Genomic DNA, 16827 nt, shown 5'->3' with positions numbered 1-16827 from the left:
ACCGGTTCGGTATCGCAAGGCAAGAAATCCCGCGGCCGGCGAAGTCGAACCTCGCACGTAACCTCGATGTAAGCATTTTCAGCCAGTCTCTCGTTCCCCATTGTCGAAATCCCAACAGGACGTAATCGCGGGAAGACATGCTGGCGATCGAGGTCATCGTTCCGCAATCGGCGCCCCGCCATTGGCAGCAGGTCGCCATCGAGCGGCTGGAGGCGGACGGCCACGATGTCGCCATTCTGCATCAGCCCGGGCCCGCAAGCTGGCCGGCCGTGGCAAACGCCGCCTTCCGGTTCGAGCAACGTCTTTTCCGTCGGCGCGGGCCCCTTCTCGGCTCCGCAGTTCAAGCGATCCAGGCGCGGCCCGGCCACCGCCCTGCCGCGCTGAGGCTCGACCTTGCCGGCGGCGCTGCCCTGTCGACTGTTCCGACCATCGGCCTTCGCTTCGACGGATCCAGCGCCGATCTCCAGGCGGCCATTGCCGTCGCGGCTGGCAGGCTGCCGTTGATCGAGGCCGTGCTCGACAGGAAGACGGTGGTGGGCCAAGCGCGGCCGATGGTCGACAAGCGCGAATCGGCGGCGCTCGGCACCGAGGATGTATTCGCCCGCGCCATCACGCTGGTGCAGTCGCTCGCTCGCGCGTTCGCCGCGGACCAGCTGCCACGGGCGGCCGTTGCTGAAATTCATGGTGGTGGCGGGCGAAGCCGGTTCACATCCGCCTATCTCGGCGCGGCACTGCCGCGGCTTGGCCGTGAAGCGCTCAGGCGCGCACGCTTCCGCCACGCGCATTGGCGTGTCGGCTATCGCTTCACCGATGCACCGGGCGTCGCCGACACGGGCAGGCTCGGCACCGGCTGGTCGGTGCTGCCGGACCCCGGCGATCATTTCTACGCCGACCCGTTCCCCTTCTGGTGGCAGGACCGGCCTTTCGTGTTCGTCGAGGACTATCCGCACGCGACCGGCAAGGCCGTCATCTCCGTTGCCGCGTTCGATTCAAGCGGCGTTCCTGAAACCCCCCGGGTCGTGCTGGAGGAGGCCCACCACCTCTCCTACCCGCAGGTGTTCGAGCGCGACGGCGTGATCTGGATGCTGCCGGAGGCGAGCGCCGGCGGCAGGCTGACGCTCTACCGCGCCTCCGGCTTCCCGGACCGTTGGGTGCCTGAGACGGTGCTGGTCGAAGGCGAGATTTCCGATGCCACCTTGTTCGATCATGAAGGCATGCTCTGGCTGTTCGCCACCGATCGGGACGGCCATGGAAGCACTTCCGACACGCTGGTGGTTTTCTCGGCTCCCGCGCTCACCGGTCCGTGGCGGCCGCACCCGGCGAACCCGATCCTGATCGACCATCGCATGGCTCGCCCCGGCGGCGCCTTCGTCCGCAACCGCGAGGATCGCGTCCTTCTTCCCGTCCAGGACGGAACGCAGGGTTACGGCGGCGGGCTGGGCCTGTCCGAGCTGCTGGAACTCAACCGGCACGCTGTGCGGCTGTCGGCGCCGCGGCCGATCGATGCCGCCGGCGACTGGCCCTATCCGAAGATCCATACGCTCAACCGGGCGGGCCGCATCGAGGTGATCGACGGGATCGCCGCGGTGCGGAAGCGATCAGGCAAGAAGTAGCGCCTCGTAGCCTGCGCACATCCTGGCCGGCGAATATTTCTCCCGCAGCCGCCGTCCCGCCGCCGAAAGCCCGGCCTTGAATTCCGGCCGCGCGACCAGATCGCCAAGCCCGCTGGCCATGCCGGCGGCGTCGGCGTCGACGAACAGCGCGGCAGGTGAGCCGTCCTCCGCGGTCAGCACCTCGCGCATGACATCAAGGTCGCTGGCAACGACCGGCAGGCCCGAAATGGCCGCTTCGACGCAGGCGAGGCCGAAGGTTTCCGTCATCGACGGAAACGCATAGGCGTCGCCGGCCGCGAGGAATTCGAAGATGCGCGCCGGCGGAACCTCGCCGACGAGATGCAGCCGGTCGCCGACGCCGCGGCTTTCGGCAAAGGCGACGAGCGCCTCGCGCTCCGGCCCCGCGCCGGCGAGCGCGACATGGACGGCGGGCAGTCGCTCGAGCGCCCCGACAAGCGCGATCTGGTTCTTCATGCGCGTCAGCCGGCCGGACGACACGGCAAGCCACACGCTCTGCGGCAGGCCGAAGGTGGCACGCGCCGCCGCCTTGTCGAATTCCTCGCCCGGTACGGGAACGCCGTGATCGATGCGGCGCATACGCCGCCGATAGGATTGCGGATATCGATCGAACTGCGCTTCCGTCCAGCCGGAATTGACGACGTTCGCCTGGTAAAGGCCGACGGTGCCCATCAGCTTGTCGATCTGGGAGAGCAGACCCATGATGCCCTTGCTGTGCGGGGCGCCGCTCTGGTTTGCGACGATGTGCCTGACGCCGGCCAGCCGGGCGCCGATCGTGCCGAAGATATTGCCATAGTGCTGGTAGGTGATGACGGCGTCGGGGCGTGCCGCACGCAGGTACCGCGCGAGACCGATGGTCGCCCGGATCTGCCCGGGCAATCCGCGCGGGCGTTCCGTCAGGATGAAATCCGCATGGGGATCGCGGTCATAGGCTTCGGTCTTGCGATACATGAAAACGGTGCGCACCCCGTGCCCGCGCGCCCGCAACCCCTCGCCCACCATGTCGGAGATGCGCTGCGCCCCCGCCGCCTCCGCCTGGGTCTGCACCTGGACGATCTTCACGTGCGCCCCTTCAGCAGGGCATGCGGCACGAGCCCGATGCTGTCCAGGGACAAGCCGAGGATCGACGGGTTGATGCCGATTCTGCGCCGGGCGATCAATACCCCGAAGGCCGTCCATGCGATGACGGTTGCGGCAATGCTGAGCGCCGCGCCGATGGGCCCGAGCCAGTAAGTCGCCACCGCCGTCACGCAAAGTCCGGCGACATTGACGACGACCAGCACCTTGAACAGCGCATGCTGCAGACCGGTCAACTGCAACAGGATTTCGATCGGGCCGCAGGCGGTGCCGAACGTCGCCCCTATGCCGAAGATGACGAGCGTCGCTCTCATGGTCGGCGTCGCATAGGCCGGATTGAATATCGACAGGATGAAGTTGCCGAATATCCAGAACGCCGCCAGCACGCACAGCGCAATGGCCGAGCCGCCGAGCGCGGCGAGGCTGGTGATGCGCTGAACGTGGGCCCTGTCGCCGCTGTAGAAGGCAGCCGATATCTGGGGCGCCAGCGCCTGGTTCATGCCGTTGAGGGCAAGGGTCACGAAGCGCGTTGTCCGGTCCGCCACGAAGATCGCGCCAGCCGCCTCGGGCCCGAGAATCATCGCCACCAGCAGCGTGCTGACCTGGCCGAGGGCGGGCGGCAGCGAGGTGACGCCCCACAGGCCGAGCGTCACGGTCTTGAATTCCTGCTTTTGCCCTTCCGTGAGACCACCGCGATCTGCCCGCGCCGTGTCGCGCACCAGGACAATTGTCTGCGGGACGACCGAGAGGATGAGCAGCAGTGCCGTCAGATATGTCGCGGCGACCGCGTCGATCTTCACATGCATGACGTGCAGCGCCGCAACGGCGGCAATTGTCGCCGCGCGCCAGATGACGTCCCGCGGCAACAGGCCGGATATGAGCGCGTTCTTGGCCCTGAAGGCGCCGGAGGTGAACTCCGACCAGCCGAGCGAGAACGACAGCACGGCCGCCGCGACGCACAGCGGCAGCCATTCCGGCGTCCCCCTGCCGATGAAGGGCAGGAAGCCCACCATGATGATGAGCAGGCTGGTGCCGAAAAGCCCGGCCAGCGCCACCAGAATGGCGCGCGCCATCAGCCCGTGAGCCGAGCCGAGGTCGCCCAAGCCGGCGTATTGAGGCCAGAACCTGAGCACGGTGCTCTGCTGGCCTACCGAAGCGAAGAAAGAAACCAGGCTCGCGCCGGCATAGGTGGCGCTGTAAAGGCCGAACTCGCGTTCGTTGGTCACCATGGCCACGGCCACGAACATGAGGAAGGACAGGCCCGCGCTGGCGAGCTTGATGATACCGGCCAGGGCGCCGCTTTTGGCGAGGGCTGTGATCGACATGCGCATGTCGGTCGCCGGGCTGGCCGCTGCCCCCTGGGCGGCCTCGCGGTCCCCTGAATTGTCCTTCAACGTCGCCTCCTGAGACGATCGGCGATGGGCCTACCCCGCACCTACGACGACGCTCAAAACCCTATCCTGCATAAGCAAAATGCCGCAATCGCGCCAGCGCGAACGCTTCGCATGGTTACCGGCAGCGCCCGCGCCGAACGCATCGTCACGCCGCCACCCTTAACGGATGGCTAACGATAATCCTTAATAATGTGGAGACGAGTGAGGGCGTGAGGTTGCGGCTCTCAACGAGGAAAACTGATGAAGCCAGCCAGGATCGACGAGCGCCCTCTTCCGCCGCTGTTCGACATAGGTGCCGTATGGGCCATTCTTTGGGCGCGTCGCCTGATGGTGCTTGCCATTGCCGGCGCGGCATTGCTGCTGGCGCTATCCTATCTTGCGGTGACCAAGCCGAGCTATACGGCAACGGCCTCGATACTGATCGACCCCCGCGACACGCGCGCGACCAATTTCAACAACGTGCTTCCGGGGATCGGCTCCGACAGCGCCGCCATCGCCAGCCAGGTCTTCGTCATCCAGTCGCCTGACCTGCTCGGCGCCGTCTTCAAGAGCCAGAAGCTCGACAGCGATCCGGAATTCGCCGGCGCCGGCCTGGCGTCGCGTCTGCTGTCGCTGTTTGGAGCCGGCGCAGGCTCGCCGCAGGACGCCGCCTTCAAGCGCTTCCAGAGCAGGGTATCCGTGGAACGCGAAGGGCTGACCTACGTCATCAATGTCAGCTTCACCTCGCCGTCGCCGGAAAAGGCCGCGCGCATCGCCAATGCCATCGTCGACCAGTACCGGGCAGGCCTCGTGGGCGAACGCGAGACCGCCAACAGCGACGTGAACACGCTGCTCACGGACAGGATCTCCGGCTTGCAGAAGGCCGTCAGCGACGCCGAGCGGGCGGTCGAGGATTTCAAGACCAAGCACAACATCGTGAATTCGACGGATGGCGGCACTCTGCAGTCGCAGCTCGATCAGCTCACGACGCAGCTGATCGCCGCCCAGGGCGACGCCGATCAGGCCAAGGACCGCTACAACCAGGCGCTGGCTGCGGGAAATTCGCCGGGCGGGCTCGCCAAGCTTGCGGACATCCTGACCTCCACCTCCGCCATCAAATTGCGCGACGACTACAATCAGCGCGCCGCCGAGCTTGCCAGCCTGCAGACCATGTACGGGCCGCGTCACCCGGCGATTGGGCGGCTCCAGTCCGAACTGGAGCGGATGAAGCGGCTGATGGCCGCCGAGGCGGATCGCATAAGGCAGCAGTTGAAGGCCAGCTACGACCTCGCCGTGCAGAATGTCGGGAAGCTGCAGGACAAGCTCGAAGCCCTGCGCCAGCAGTCGACGAACTCGAACGTAGCGCAGGTGCAGCTCAGGCAGCTGGAATCGAAGGCCCAGGCGGCCCGCGCGGTGCTCGACGATTACCTCAAGCGCGCGCAGGAAACCTCGCAGATGCAGGGCGTGCAGACCTCCGAGGCGCGCAAGATCGGCGTCGCCTCGCCGCCTGTACAGCCGACATGGCCGAAGCCGGTTCTGCTTCTCCTGGTGAGCGCGGTTCTGGGGCTCCTCGCCGGATGCGGCCTCGCTCTGGCGCTTGGTCCGATCCCGCAGCCGAAAGAGGGTCCGCGGGCGCGGAAGGATGTCGCGCCCGAGCCGGCCGCGGACCGCAAGGGCGACGCGCCTGCCAGCCCCCGGGTATTGCCGATGCCGGCCAATCTCGGCGAATACCGCCTGCCCGGCGTCGCCGGCGGGACCGCCTATTCCAACATCAAGGCGATCAGGAAGCAGTTGTTCCAGACCGGAAACGAAACGCTGTCGCTCGCCGTGCTGAAGATCATGCGGCAGATGATCCTGCACCTCAACGACCATGGCAAACCCTTTGTCATCTTACTGTCTTCGATCCGCAGCAGTTTCGAGGCACGGATCGCAGGCGCGATGCTGGGCATCGGCATGCAACGGGCCGATCAGAATGTGCTGATGGTGGAGATCGGCGATCACCTGTCCAGCTCGACGACGGAGGGAGCAGGATTGTTCATCGACGGCGCGACCGGCCTGCAGACGGTCGTGTGCAGCTCGGTGGCGGAAAAAGGCCCCGGCGTTGCGGATCGCGACACCTTCCGCGGCATCCTGGCTGAGGCCGGCAGCGCATTCGATTTCGTGCTCGTGATCGCGCCTTCGTTCAATGAGAACGGCTGGAATTCGGACCTTTTCGCCAAAGCCGACCTTGCGCTTGTGGCGCTCGCCCCGTCCGAGCAGCCTTCGGAAGCCGCCAGGCTCATCGCGCAGAAATTCGGCGCCGGCCAGATCGGCCGCAGCGCTACTCTCGTCGTCGCTGCGGACAGCGCGAAGCCGGCCGGGGCGACCGACGGGCCGCGAGCGGCCGGCGAGCAGCGCCGCAGCGCCGCCGCCCGGGGATAACCGGTGGACGGGGTGGACCGATGACATCGCCGCCCAAGGTGTCGCGTCGGCATGCGCTGGTTCTTGCCGCCGGAGCCGTTGTCGCCACCTTCCCTCTGCCGCGGTCCGCCGCGCTGGCAACGGCCGATGCCCGTGTGCCATCGCGCGGCTTCAATCTTCCGGGATGGCTCGACCGTGACGGGGGGGCCGCTCCCGCCACGGCCACGCTTGAAAAGCTGCGCCAATCGGGGTTCGAAACGATCCGGCTGCCGGTAAACGCCGATCTCTTCTCCGGCGGCGACCCGGCAACGCTTCGCCGGATCCAGAACGGGATCGGGGACCTTGTCGGCTTCGGCTTTTCGGTCCTCCTCGACATGCATCCCTCGGGCGAGCTCGTGGCGGCTTTCCGAAACGACCCCGAGGCCGCGGGCGAAAAGGTGCTTCAGGCCTGGACGGCCCTGCGTGTGGTCGTCGCCGACCTGCCGGCGCAATCGGTCTATCCGGAGCTGTTGAACGAGCCACCCATGGAACGGAGCGCATGGCTGGCGTTGCGGGAACGGATCGCCGCGACGCTGCGAGCAAGCTGTCCGCTCCACACGCTGGTCTGGGGACCGGCACGGTTTCAGGGCATCTGGGAAATCGCCGATACGCCTCCGCTCGCCGACGACAACCAGATTGCCGCCGTTCACTACTACGCGCCCATGGCTTTCACCCATCAGTGCGAGAACTGGGATGCCTCGCCGCTCGCCCGCATCGCGAACCTGCCCTTTCCCGCGGCCAGGGAAACGGCATCGGTGAACCAGTTGCTTTCCAGATTGCGCGCGGCGGGCGACGAAGAGGCCGCGAACCTCGTCGAGGACGAGTTGTCCGCGCCCTGGACGGAGGCGCGGATCGCCCAGGACTTCGCCGGTCTGGCGCGCTGGTCCACGACCCACGGCTGCCCGGTCATGCTGAACGAATTCGGCGTGGTCAATTTCTGCGTTGACGCCGAAAGCCGCGCGTCCTGGGTGCGCGCCGTGCGCAAGGCGGCTGAGGCGAACCATGTGGCATGGACCTATTGGGAGCTCGACCAGGGCTTCGGCTTTATCAGGAGCAGGCAGAGCGTCGAAGGGTTCGACGGCTCGATGATCGCCGCGCTCCTTGGAGGTTGAGGAAGTGGACGATGGGCGCCAGCAAGGCTTGCCGCGGCAAGCGATGATCGGAGGAGCAGTCCAGGGATGAGCACGACACAGGCACATCCGCCTGTCGGGCTGGGCATGACGAGCAGGGATACGCCCGAAACCTTGCTGCATGTCGGCATTGCCTTGCTTGTCGTTGCGCTGGCCGTCTCCTCGTTTGCCGTTTGGACGCCGTTCGGGATCGCCGCGACCTTCGTGCTGATGCTCATCGTTGCTAACGCGTTGCCTTCGGGCGTTCCGGTGCTGATCATCTGCGCCTTTCTCTTCCAGAACCTCGTGGTCGCCTGGTTCACCCCTTACATCCCCGACAACGACACCTTCGACGCGCTGCGCGGCACCAACTTCATCATCCTGATGACGGCCTTTGGCATTTTCCTGGCCGCCTCGTTTCAGTACCGCGTCCGCGCGCTGACCGAGTTGCGCTCATGGCTGCTGCTGAGCATGGTGCTATGCGGCACGGTCTGTTTCTATTTCGCCCTCGGCGTCGTGCACGGCGGCCCGAAGGATGCCGTCGTCTATTTCCGCAACACGATCACGCCGCTCGCCTGCTTCCACGTCGCGGTCCTTGCCGCCAGCCTCTATCCCGTCGACCTGCGCAAGAGCATGCTCTGGCTCGGCGCCGGCGCGATCGTCTATGGCTACGCGGAACTGACCTTCACCATGGATTTCCTCGGCCTCTTCCATGGTGACCAATATGTCGAGCGCAGCATATCGCGGCAGGTCGAGACCGGCGTGTGGGAGAAGGCGCTCCAGGAAACGGGTTTCGTCTACCGTGGGATCGAGGACGTGATGACCACGACCTTCTTCAACACGCCGCTGTTCAACGACATCCTGCCCAGCGTCTTCCGCATCGGCGGACCGAACTTCCATCCGATCAGCTATGCTTACGCCTTGAGCATCATTTCGGCCTGGCTCCTCTTCAAGGGACGATGGCTGCTGCCTCTCGCCGCCTTGCCGTTGCTGCTCGTCATCGGCTCCAAGGGCGCGACCTTCATGCTCTTCGTCGCGATTGCCGCGCGGCTCATCTACCGCCCTTCCCGCGCCGGTCTGACGCTCCTGGCCGTGATGGCCTTGGCCGTGGTCTGGACGACCGCGGCGATCGCCTACGGCGCCACGCATGGCGACTATCACGTCCTCGGCCTGATTGCCGGCATGCGCGACTTCCTGGCTAACCCGCTAGGCCAAGGACTGGGTCTCGGCGGCAACCTGTCGAGCACGAGCATCAATCTCAACTGGCAAAGTGCCCAGGCCGAGGGTGCGGCCTCGGTGCCGGTCGAGAGCGCGGTCGGCGTCATGCTTTACCAGATGGGCGTCGGCAGCCTCGTCTTCTTCGGCTTCCTGGCGGCGCTGGCCGTGGCATTGCGGCGCCAGCTCATCCGGACCGGCGACCCGGATTTCCTCTTCGGCTTTGTCGGCGTCGTCACCATTTCGGCCAACGCGGTGCTGCAGGAGGAGGCGTTTTACTCCCCTCTCGCCCTCGCCTTCTGCCTTTTGCTCGTGGGCGTCTCGCTGGGAACGCGCTGGCGCACGGCCGCGGCGGCAAGAGGCGAAGCAGCGCGCTGACCTTCGAATCGCTGGATTGAAAGTCGGCTTCGCGCCTTCGTTCAGGACCCGAACAGCACCATCTCGGTGAACGTCAGGTCTCCCGGCAAGGCGATTTCGGGCCCTTGAAATACTTGATCCCCTTCTTCGGAAAATACCTGCCGGACAGACCGGGAACCGGGGCCATCGCATCGACGAGGCAAAGCAGCTGCCCGCGCCGCAGGAGAAAGCGCCCCAAGGCCCCGGCGCACCGGGCGAGATCCGCGTGGGAACGGCAGTAGACGACCTGGCAGCACGGAATGAGACCATGCAATATCCGGCGCGGCTTCAGCACCAAGGGCAACGCCAGGCCGTCGCAGACGCAGATCAGCGACAGGCAGCCCAACGCGGCATGTTCGAGTAGTATGTATCTTTCATTGTCGGTGAACTCAGCCATTTCAGCGAGCTCCGCGCGCGCAACCAGCACGCGGTCCGCCCGCTGCATCGCGTTCAGGACGGGAAAGAAGGCGACCTGTCCACCGGAAAACAGGCGAAACCCGAATGCCTTGTTGAGCTTCACCGTCCCCGGCGATGGCGAGATATTGGTGTAGACCACGTCCTTGCGCATGATGACCGTGGCGATCATCCTGCTGGCACAAGGCCGGAACTCCGCATCCACGGACCAGCTCGATAGATTGCAGCGGATTTCGTCGCCGTCCACGCTCCTGTGCCTGGCATAGAGCGTCAGCACGGCGCCGACGATCCGGCCCGACTTATCGAGGACGAATCCATAGCGCGGAAAATCGGCGACCGCGGGCCGCCGCGACAGGCGGGTCAGCGCCTCTATCCAATAGCCGTGGCTGCGTTCCGGAAAGCCCCTGTGCAGGCAGTCCGCCACGCCTGCCCAGTCTCCCTCGTCGAAAGGCCGGCACCCGACGCCGGGAGGAAATGCACCGAGAACCGCCATAGTAGACTCAAGAAAAAAGGCACCGGAAATGGTCCGGCTCCCGTATTATCCTGATGATCGATTACTAACGAATTACAGCGCCATCGATACGAATTTTACTGGCCGTATTCGGCGATGCCATGTCGTGCTCCTTGCGCGCAACCAGCAAGGCAGGCTTTACAACCTTTCCGGCAGTTAAGAGTTGTAGAATTAACTAATGTTTCTTCCTGAGTGATTTCTGGACAGAACCGTCACGCGATTTCCTGGACTGCCCAGGCAGACCCGCGGCCAACCTTGATGCGCCGACGCGACGCCCGCACCCTGGCGCTGGAGCTCGGCCGCAAGACCGCGAGGACGAATCGGGGCCTTGGCTGCGCTTCGCGCGCCGGAGCAAGCCGGTTCGACCCGACGAGCAAATTTCTCCCCGACCCCGCTTGTACCAAAATCTCATATGTGAATATAATCTTCACAAGAGAAGATTAGGGAGGATCGACCGCGTCTGGCTCCGGTGTTGCCCGGGCGACACGGCCCGTTCTCCAGCAGCGAACGAAGAGGACAATGGCCAGCTTCCCGCCCACCGTCGGCGTCGCTTCGACACTCCCTTCCGACATGCCGGCCGATCACGCCGAGCTGCCGGTGTGGAACGCCGAAAACTGGTTCTATGAAGATTGGCCGGTCGGCCAGAAGATCCGCTCGCTCCGGCGCACCATGGCCGAAGGCGACAGCCATCTGTTCAACACGCTGGTGCTCGACATCCATCCCTACGTGCAGGATCAGATGTTCGCCGAACGCGAAGGCATTTTCGGCAAGCGTCTGGTGGCGGGCGCTTTCGTCTTCTCCGCCGGGCTCGGCCTCGTCGCCACCAATTGCGTCAACGCCTTTTCCTACGGCTACGACAAGCTCCGCTTCATCAAGCCGGTCTTCATCGGCGACACCATCTATTCGATCCGCACCAACATGGACAAAAAGCCCCGTTATCATGACATGGGGCTGGTCCGCGCCAGCTACCAAGTGTTCAAGGGCGAAGGCGAGCTGGTGCTCTACTGCGAGCACCTGCAGACCGTGAAATACAAGAACCCGGCCGACTTCGCTGGCAAGACGGAGAAGTGATCATGGCCGCCGACCTGCCGCTGTCCGGCCTTGTCGTTGTCGACATGAGCCAGTTCCTGTCAGGACCTTACAGCTCGCTTAGGCTCCTCGACCTCGGCGCCCGCGTCATCAAGATCGAGCGGCCCGACGGCGGCGACCTGTCGCGCCGGCTCTATCTCAGCGACACCGAGATCGGCGGCGATTCCACCATCTTCCACGCCATCAACCGGGCCAAGGAGAGCTTCGCGGTCGATTTGAAGAACGAGGACGATCTGAAGGCGCTGCGCGGGCTGCTCGCGAAAGCCGACGTGCTGATCCAGAATTTCCGGCCCGGCGTCATCGAGCGGCTTGGCCTCGACTACGAGCATGTCCGCGCTCTCAACCCGCGCCTGGTCTATGCCTCGATCAGCGGCTATGGCGAGGAAGGCCCGTGGGTGAAGCGTCCCGGCCAGGATCTGCTCGCCCAGGCGCGCTCCGGCGTCATGTGGCTGAATGGCGACGAGGATCAGGGTCCGGTGCCGTTCGGACTGGCGATCGCCGATATGCTGGCGGGCGCGGCCTGCGCGCAGGGCATCCTCGCAGCACTGGTCCGGCGCGGCATCACCGGCCAAGGCGGTCACGTCGAGACCAGCCTGTTCGAGGCGCTGATCGACTTCCAGTTCGAGGTCCTGACGACCCACCTCAACGATGGAAGGCGCCTGCCGCGCCGCTCGTCCTTCCGCAGCGCCCATGCCTATCTGGCGGCGCCCTACGGCGTCTACCCGGCGAAGGACGGTTTCCTGGCGATCGCCATGACGCCGATCCCGAAACTGGCCGACCTGCTCGAGGTCGAGGCGCTGGCGCCCTACCGCGACCAGCCGTCGACCTGGTTCACGGCGCGCGACGAGATCAAGGCGATCATCGCGCAACGCGTCGCGCAGAAGTCCGTGGACGAATGGCTGGCGATCCTCGAGCCCGCCGACATCTGGTGCGCGAAGGTGCTGAACTGGAAGGAGATGCTGGAGAGCGACGGCTTCAAGGCGCTCGACCTGCTGCAGACCGTGACCCGCGAGGACGGCGTCGCGATCCACACCACCTGCTCGCCGCTGAGGGTCGACGGCCTGCGCGCCAAGGTCGACCGAGCAGCGCCGCGCGTCGGCGAGCACAGTGCGAAAATCCGTACGGAGTTCGGTCTGTGACCGCCCTCAAGGGCATGACCTGGAGCCATCCGCGCGGCTACGACCCGATGGTCGCCTGCTCCAGGATCTGGCGGGAGAAGACCGGCGTTTCGATCGAATGGGAGAAGCGCTCGCTGCAGGATTTCGAATCCTTCCCGGTTGAGGAACTTGCCCGCGCCTATGACCTGATCGTCATCGATCATCCGCATGTCGGCGAGATCACCGCCGAAAAATGTCTGGCGCCGCTCGACGTGCCGGGCCGCGAGAAGGAGCGCGAAGCGCTTGCGAAGGCAAGCGTCGGCCGATCCTACCCAAGCTACACCTGGCGGGGGCGGCAATGGGCCTTCCCGATCGATGCCGCGACCCAGGTGCAGGCCTGGCAGCCGGACCTGATCGCGGCCGCGCCGACGATCTGGACCGAAGTGCTTGAGCTTGCTGAGCAGGGCCGCGTGCTCCTGCCGCTCAGGCCGCCGCATTCGCTTATGTGCTTCTACACTTTAGCCGCCGATCTCGGCCGGCCATGCGCCGTCGAAGGACCGGGCGATCTGATCGATGCCGAGATCGGCGAGACCGTCGTCGAAATGCTGCGTGAGATCGCGGCGATCGTCGACCCCGAATGCCTGACGATGGACCCGATCGCAGTGTTCGAAAAGATGGCCGAGGCCGGCTCGTGCATCGCTTGCGCGCCGCTGATCTATGGCTACGTGCCCTATGCGACAGCCGGATTCCGCCCGAACCGGCTTTTCTTTTGCGACATGCCGTCCGTAGGCGACAACGGTCCGCTCGGCTCCGCCCTCGGCGGCACCGGCATCGCTGTCTCGGCCTTCTCCGCCGCCCGCAAGGAAGCGACCGACTTCGCCTATTGGATCGCCAGCGGCGAAGTGCAGCGCGGCCCCTACGCAGCCGCTGGCGGCCAGCCCGGCCATGCAGCTGCCTGGGAAGACGAAGCCGTCAACGCCGCGACCGGCGACTTCTATCGCGCCACGCGGGCAACACTGGAGGGGGCGTGGGTGCGCCCGCGTCACGACGGCTACATGCCGTTCCAGCAGGCCGCGTCCGACCGCCTCAACGAGGGGCTGGCCGGCAGGCAGCACGCCCGCCGCGTCGTCGCCGACATCAACCGCCTGTTCCGGGAGAGTTTTCCTAAACGATCGGTCTGATGCCCCGCAGCCGAACGCTTACAGCCGCCAGAGCTTCTTCGCATTGCCGGACAAGAGCTTCGCGCGCTCGCTCTCGCTCGCGCCGGCGATGAGCGCGTGCGTCGCCGCCACCCAGCCGAGCAGCCCGCCGCCCAAGGTGCAGACCGGCCAGTCGCTGCCCCACACGACGCGGTCCCAGCCGAAGCTGCCGATCGTGTGCTCGACATAGGGCCGCAGCGTCTCGGCGGTCCAGGTCGCTGGATCGGCATAGGCGACGACGCCGGAAATCTTGCCGACGACATTGGGGCGCCGCGCGATCGCGGTGATCTGCTCGCGCCATGGGTGCTCGGCCCTGCCCTTGATGTCGGGCACGCCGCAATGATCGAGCACGAACTGAACGTCCGGCGCCAGATCGACGAGCGCGATCGCCTGGCTCATCTGCCGCGGCAGAACGCAGAGGTCGAAGGTCAGCCCGCTGCCGGCGATGCGCCGGATGTTCTCGCGAAACAGCGCGCCCTCGGAGACGTCGTCGGGCACGACATGCAGCACGCGGCGGAAACCTTTCACGAAAGGATCGGCCTTCGCCTTGTCCAGCCAGGCGGCGAAGCCCGGCTCTTCCGGCCGGCAGGAGACGATCCCGCCCCGCACCAGGCTGCCCGGTTTCTTCGACAATCCTTCGACATGGGCCGTTTCGGCCGCGATATCGGCGGGGTCGACGTCGACCTCCATATGCAGCGCCAGCTCTATGCCGGCCCGGCGTGCCTCGGTGGCATATTCATCGTGGGAAAAACCGCGGTCGAGCGCCGGCACTCCGGACAGCCACGGGTAGCGCAGCGCCGCCTTGTCGATGAGATGCAGGTGGGTGTCGACAATCATGGCTTCCTCCCTAGTCGCTTATGCATGCCGCCCAAAACCTCATGCATCAATACATGGACGATCATCTCACGGGAGAATTGATCATTCAAATAAGAATTATTCCTTTGCCCTCACATCCGATCCGGCGAGTTGCGACAGACGAGCCGCGGCGGCCTGGAGCAGCGTGATGGTCCTTGTGATATCGGGCGCGGCCGGCGCATTGACCAGGGTGATATAAGGTATGGTGAGCGCGGCGATGCCGCGTCCGTCGGGACCGACCACCGGCGCCGACAGGTTGTAGACGCCGGCCGTCTGCAGCGAAGCCATCATCTCGTAGCCGCGGTCGCGCACCTGGTCGAGGCGGGCGAAGAAGTCGGGCGACACCTTCATCTCCTCGTTGCTGCGCAGATGCTCGGCGATCATCATCTCGCGCTCTTCCGGCGAACGGAACGCCAGCAGCACATGTCCCGACCCGGTGTCGAACAGGCTGATATGCGAGCCGACGCGGATCGAGATACCCCAGTATCGCGGCGCTTCCTGCTGGGCGATGACCACGGCGCTGCCGCGGTCGAACACCACGAGTTGGTTCGCCTGCCAGGATATCTCGGCCAGTTCGCGCATGATCGAAGTGGCGTAGGAAACCAGCCTGCGCACCGGCGCGTGCAATTGGCCGAGCCCGAAGAGCTTCAGCGTCAGCGAATAGCGGTCGCCGTCGGGGCGTGTGACGTAGCCACGTTTCACCAGACGGTCGAGCATCCGGTAGAATTCGTTCGGGCTGCGATCGAGCCGCTTGGCGATCTCGGCCTGGGTCAGGCCGCCATCGACGCTGGCGAGCAGTTCCAGGATGTCCAGCCCCTTGTCCAGCGCCGGCGCGCGGTAGCGGTCTTCGTCGTCGTCCTGCACCGGATGCCCCTCTGGTGAATTTCCATCTTCATATACGCAAGAGCGCCTTCATTGGGAAGAAGTTTCGGCTTGACGACTTATGAATATTTTGTTTGCATATGAATGAAGCGGCTGAGCTTCAGGTCACGACGGCCACCGGCCGTCCAGGGAGGAATTCATGAACAGACTGCTTTCCGGCGTCGCCGCCGGCGCATTGCTCATGGCATCGGGCGCCGCATTCGCGGCCGACCTGCCGGGCAAGTTTCCCGGCGTCACCATCGACGCCAAGCTGATCGGCGGCCAGCAATACGAAAAGCTCTACGAGCGGATCGGCGAGTGGGAGAAGGCGACCGGCGCCAAGGTCAACGTCATCTCCAAGAAGAACCACTTCGACCTCGACAAGGAGATCAAGTCGGATATCGCCTCCAACTCGATCACCTGGTGCGTCGGCTCCAACCACACCTCGTTCGCGCCGCAATATCCGGGCATCTACACCGATCTTTCGAAACTCCTGCCGAAGGAGGAGGTCGACGCCTTCGTTCCGGCCAACATCGCGGCCGGCACGCTCGACGGCAAGCTGGTCATGCTGCCGCGCGCGCAGTTCGACGTCTCGGCGCTCTACTACCAGAAGAGCCTCTATCAGGACGAAGCCAAGAAGAAGGCCTACAAGGAGAAGTACGGCGAAGATCTCGCCCCGCCGGACACGTTCGACGAGATGGCCCAGCAGGCGGAGTTCTTCGCCAGCCCGCCTGACTTCTACGGCACGCAATATGCCGGCAAGGAAGAGGCGATCAACGGCCGCTTCTACGAGATGCTGGTCGCCGACGGCGGCGAATATCTCGACAAGGACGGCAAGCCCGCCTTCAACTCAGAAGCCGGCGTCAAGGCGCTCGACTGGTTCGTCAAGCTCTACAAGGCCAAGGCGGTGCCCGCTGGCACGACCAACTATCTGTGGGATGATCTCGGCCAGGGCTTCGCCTCCGGCACCGTGGCGATCAACCTCGACTGGCCGGGCTGGGCCGGTTTCTTCAACGACCCGAAGTCGTCCAAGGTGGCCGGCAATGTCGGCGTCAAGGTTCAGCCCAAGGGCTCGTCCGGCAAGCGTTCCGGCTGGTCCGGCGCACATGGCTTTTCGGTGACCGAGAACTGCGCCAACAAGGAAGCCGCCGCCTCGCTCGTCTGGTGGCTGACCAACGAGGACAGCCAGAAGCTGGAGGCCGCGGCCGGCCCGCTGCCCACCCGCACTAAGGTGTGGGAATGGGACCTCGAGCAGGCGAAGTCCGATCCTTACAAGACCGAGGTGCTGCAGGCCTTCCAGGAAGCCGCCAAGAACGCTTTCCCGGTGCCGCAGACGCCGGAATGGATCGAGATCTCCAACGCCGTCTATCCGGAACTGCAGGCCGCTATCCTCGGCGACAAGACCTCCAAGCAGGCGCTGGACGACGCTGCCGCCAAGGCGACGCAGATCCTCGAGGACGCCGGCAAGCTCTAATGCGTGTCGCCCAAAAGTGCGCAGCGTTTTGGGTGAACGACATGCATCAGAATAAAGGCTTAAGCGCCATCCTCCCCGCGGCGCCGG

13 protein-coding genes are annotated in these 16827 nt (G+C 65.2%); 8 read left to right on the top strand and 5 right to left on the bottom strand.

Translation table 11 applies throughout. The features are described from left to right. Positions 1 to 137 precede the first annotated feature (137 nt). On the top strand, positions 138 to 1613 hold the full coding sequence (locus EJ067_RS25330) for a hypothetical protein (protein ID WP_126087924.1): 1476 nt from the start codon (positions 138 to 140) through the stop codon (positions 1611 to 1613). Here the strand turns inward: EJ067_RS25330 and EJ067_RS25325 are convergent. Further along, entirely contained in the window at positions 1599 to 2693 is a 1095-nt protein-coding gene (locus tag EJ067_RS25325) for a glycosyltransferase family 4 protein (RefSeq protein ID WP_126087923.1), read from the bottom strand. The genes EJ067_RS25330 and EJ067_RS25325 overlap by 15 nt on opposite strands. After that, entirely contained in the window at positions 2690 to 4102 is a 1413-nt protein-coding gene (locus EJ067_RS25320; RefSeq protein WP_126087922.1) for a lipopolysaccharide biosynthesis protein, read from the bottom strand. Before EJ067_RS25320 ends, EJ067_RS25325 begins: the two co-directional genes overlap by 4 nt. Positions 4103 to 4342: 240 nt before the next feature. Between EJ067_RS25320 and EJ067_RS25315 the strand changes: the two genes are divergently transcribed. The 3 genes from EJ067_RS25315 (at position 4343) to EJ067_RS25305 (ending at position 9222) form a co-directional block, all read left to right on the top strand. After that, positions 4343 to 6502, top strand: a complete 2160-nt coding sequence (locus EJ067_RS25315) for a GumC family protein (protein WP_126087921.1) — start codon at positions 4343 to 4345, stop codon at positions 6500 to 6502. 20 nt (positions 6503 to 6522) lie between these two features. Further along, positions 6523 to 7632: a cellulase family glycosylhydrolase gene (locus EJ067_RS25310; RefSeq protein WP_126087920.1), complete on the top strand. Its 1110-nt coding sequence runs from the start codon at positions 6523 to 6525 to the stop codon at positions 7630 to 7632. A gap of 66 nt (positions 7633 to 7698) precedes the next feature. Then, positions 7699 to 9222 (top strand): hypothetical protein, encoded by a 1524-nt coding sequence (locus tag EJ067_RS25305; RefSeq protein WP_126087919.1) that lies wholly within the window; start codon positions 7699 to 7701, stop codon positions 9220 to 9222. 73 nt (positions 9223 to 9295) lie between these two features. On the opposite strand, the gene EJ067_RS25300 is transcribed toward EJ067_RS25305, so the two are convergent. After that, positions 9296 to 10078, bottom strand: coding sequence for a hypothetical protein (locus EJ067_RS25300; protein WP_245468036.1), 783 nt, complete (start codon positions 10076 to 10078; stop codon positions 9296 to 9298). A 606-nt stretch (positions 10079 to 10684) separates the two neighbouring features. On the opposite strand from EJ067_RS25300, the gene EJ067_RS25295 reads away from it, so the two are divergent. From EJ067_RS25295 to EJ067_RS25285, 3 genes are read left to right on the top strand one after another with little or no spacing between them, the layout of a single operon-like run. After that, the gene (locus tag EJ067_RS25295; RefSeq protein WP_126087918.1) at positions 10685 to 11236 is read left to right on the top strand and encodes a MaoC family dehydratase; all 552 of its coding nucleotides are present in this window, start codon (positions 10685 to 10687) and stop codon (positions 11234 to 11236) included. Beyond that, positions 11233 to 12393: a CaiB/BaiF CoA-transferase family protein gene (locus EJ067_RS25290; protein WP_126087917.1), complete on the top strand. Its 1161-nt coding sequence runs from the start codon at positions 11233 to 11235 to the stop codon at positions 12391 to 12393. The genes EJ067_RS25295 and EJ067_RS25290 overlap by 4 nt, the downstream gene beginning before the upstream one ends. A gap of 14 nt (positions 12394 to 12407) precedes the next feature. Then, on the top strand, positions 12408 to 13532 hold the full coding sequence (locus tag EJ067_RS25285) for an ABC transporter substrate-binding protein (protein ID WP_126089734.1): 1125 nt from the start codon (positions 12408 to 12410) through the stop codon (positions 13530 to 13532). Between the two features lie 18 nt (positions 13533 to 13550). On the opposite strand, the gene EJ067_RS25280 is transcribed toward EJ067_RS25285, so the two are convergent. Then, positions 13551 to 14387 carry an amidohydrolase gene (locus EJ067_RS25280; RefSeq protein WP_126087916.1) on the bottom strand — a complete coding sequence of 279 codons (837 nt, stop codon included), beginning with the start codon at positions 14385 to 14387 and terminating at the stop codon, positions 13551 to 13553. Positions 14388 to 14483: 96 nt separating this feature from the next. Then, positions 14484 to 15269: an IclR family transcriptional regulator gene (locus EJ067_RS25275; protein ID WP_126087915.1), complete on the bottom strand. Its 786-nt coding sequence runs from the start codon at positions 15267 to 15269 to the stop codon at positions 14484 to 14486. A 157-nt stretch (positions 15270 to 15426) separates the two neighbouring features. Between EJ067_RS25275 and EJ067_RS25270 the strand changes: the two genes are divergently transcribed. Beyond that, positions 15427 to 16740: a sugar ABC transporter substrate-binding protein gene (locus EJ067_RS25270; RefSeq protein ID WP_126087914.1), complete on the top strand. Its 1314-nt coding sequence runs from the start codon at positions 15427 to 15429 to the stop codon at positions 16738 to 16740. Positions 16741 to 16827 lie beyond the last annotated feature (87 nt).

It is taken from the genome of Mesorhizobium sp. M1D.F.Ca.ET.043.01.1.1 (assembly GCF_003952385.1).
In the GTDB taxonomy this organism is placed as follows: Bacteria; Pseudomonadota; Alphaproteobacteria; order Rhizobiales; family Rhizobiaceae; genus Mesorhizobium.
Note: the sequence above shows the minus strand (reverse complement) of the source record. Positions and strands in the feature narration are given on the sequence as shown.

What these genes read in the sequence shown, in the direction of transcription:
- EJ067_RS25330 (WP_126087924.1), top strand. Translation starts at nt 138, where the DNA reads ATGCTGGCGATCGAGGTCATCGTTCCGCAATCGGCGCCCCGCCATTGG.
- EJ067_RS25315 (WP_126087921.1), top strand. Translation starts at nt 4,343, where the DNA reads ATGAAGCCAGCCAGGATCGACGAGCGCCCTCTTCCGCCGCTGTTCGAC.
- EJ067_RS25310 (WP_126087920.1), top strand. Translation starts at nt 6,523, where the DNA reads ATGACATCGCCGCCCAAGGTGTCGCGTCGGCATGCGCTGGTTCTTGCC.
- EJ067_RS25305 (WP_126087919.1), top strand. Translation starts at nt 7,699, where the DNA reads ATGAGCACGACACAGGCACATCCGCCTGTCGGGCTGGGCATGACGAGC.
- EJ067_RS25295 (WP_126087918.1), top strand. Translation starts at nt 10,685, where the DNA reads ATGGCCAGCTTCCCGCCCACCGTCGGCGTCGCTTCGACACTCCCTTCC.
- EJ067_RS25285 (WP_126089734.1), top strand. Translation starts at nt 12,408, where the DNA reads ATGACCTGGAGCCATCCGCGCGGCTACGACCCGATGGTCGCCTGCTCC.
- EJ067_RS25280 (WP_126087916.1), bottom strand. Translation starts at nt 14,387, where the DNA reads ATGATTGTCGACACCCACCTGCATCTCATCGACAAGGCGGCGCTGCGC.
- EJ067_RS25270 (WP_126087914.1), top strand. Translation starts at nt 15,427, where the DNA reads ATGAACAGACTGCTTTCCGGCGTCGCCGCCGGCGCATTGCTCATGGCA.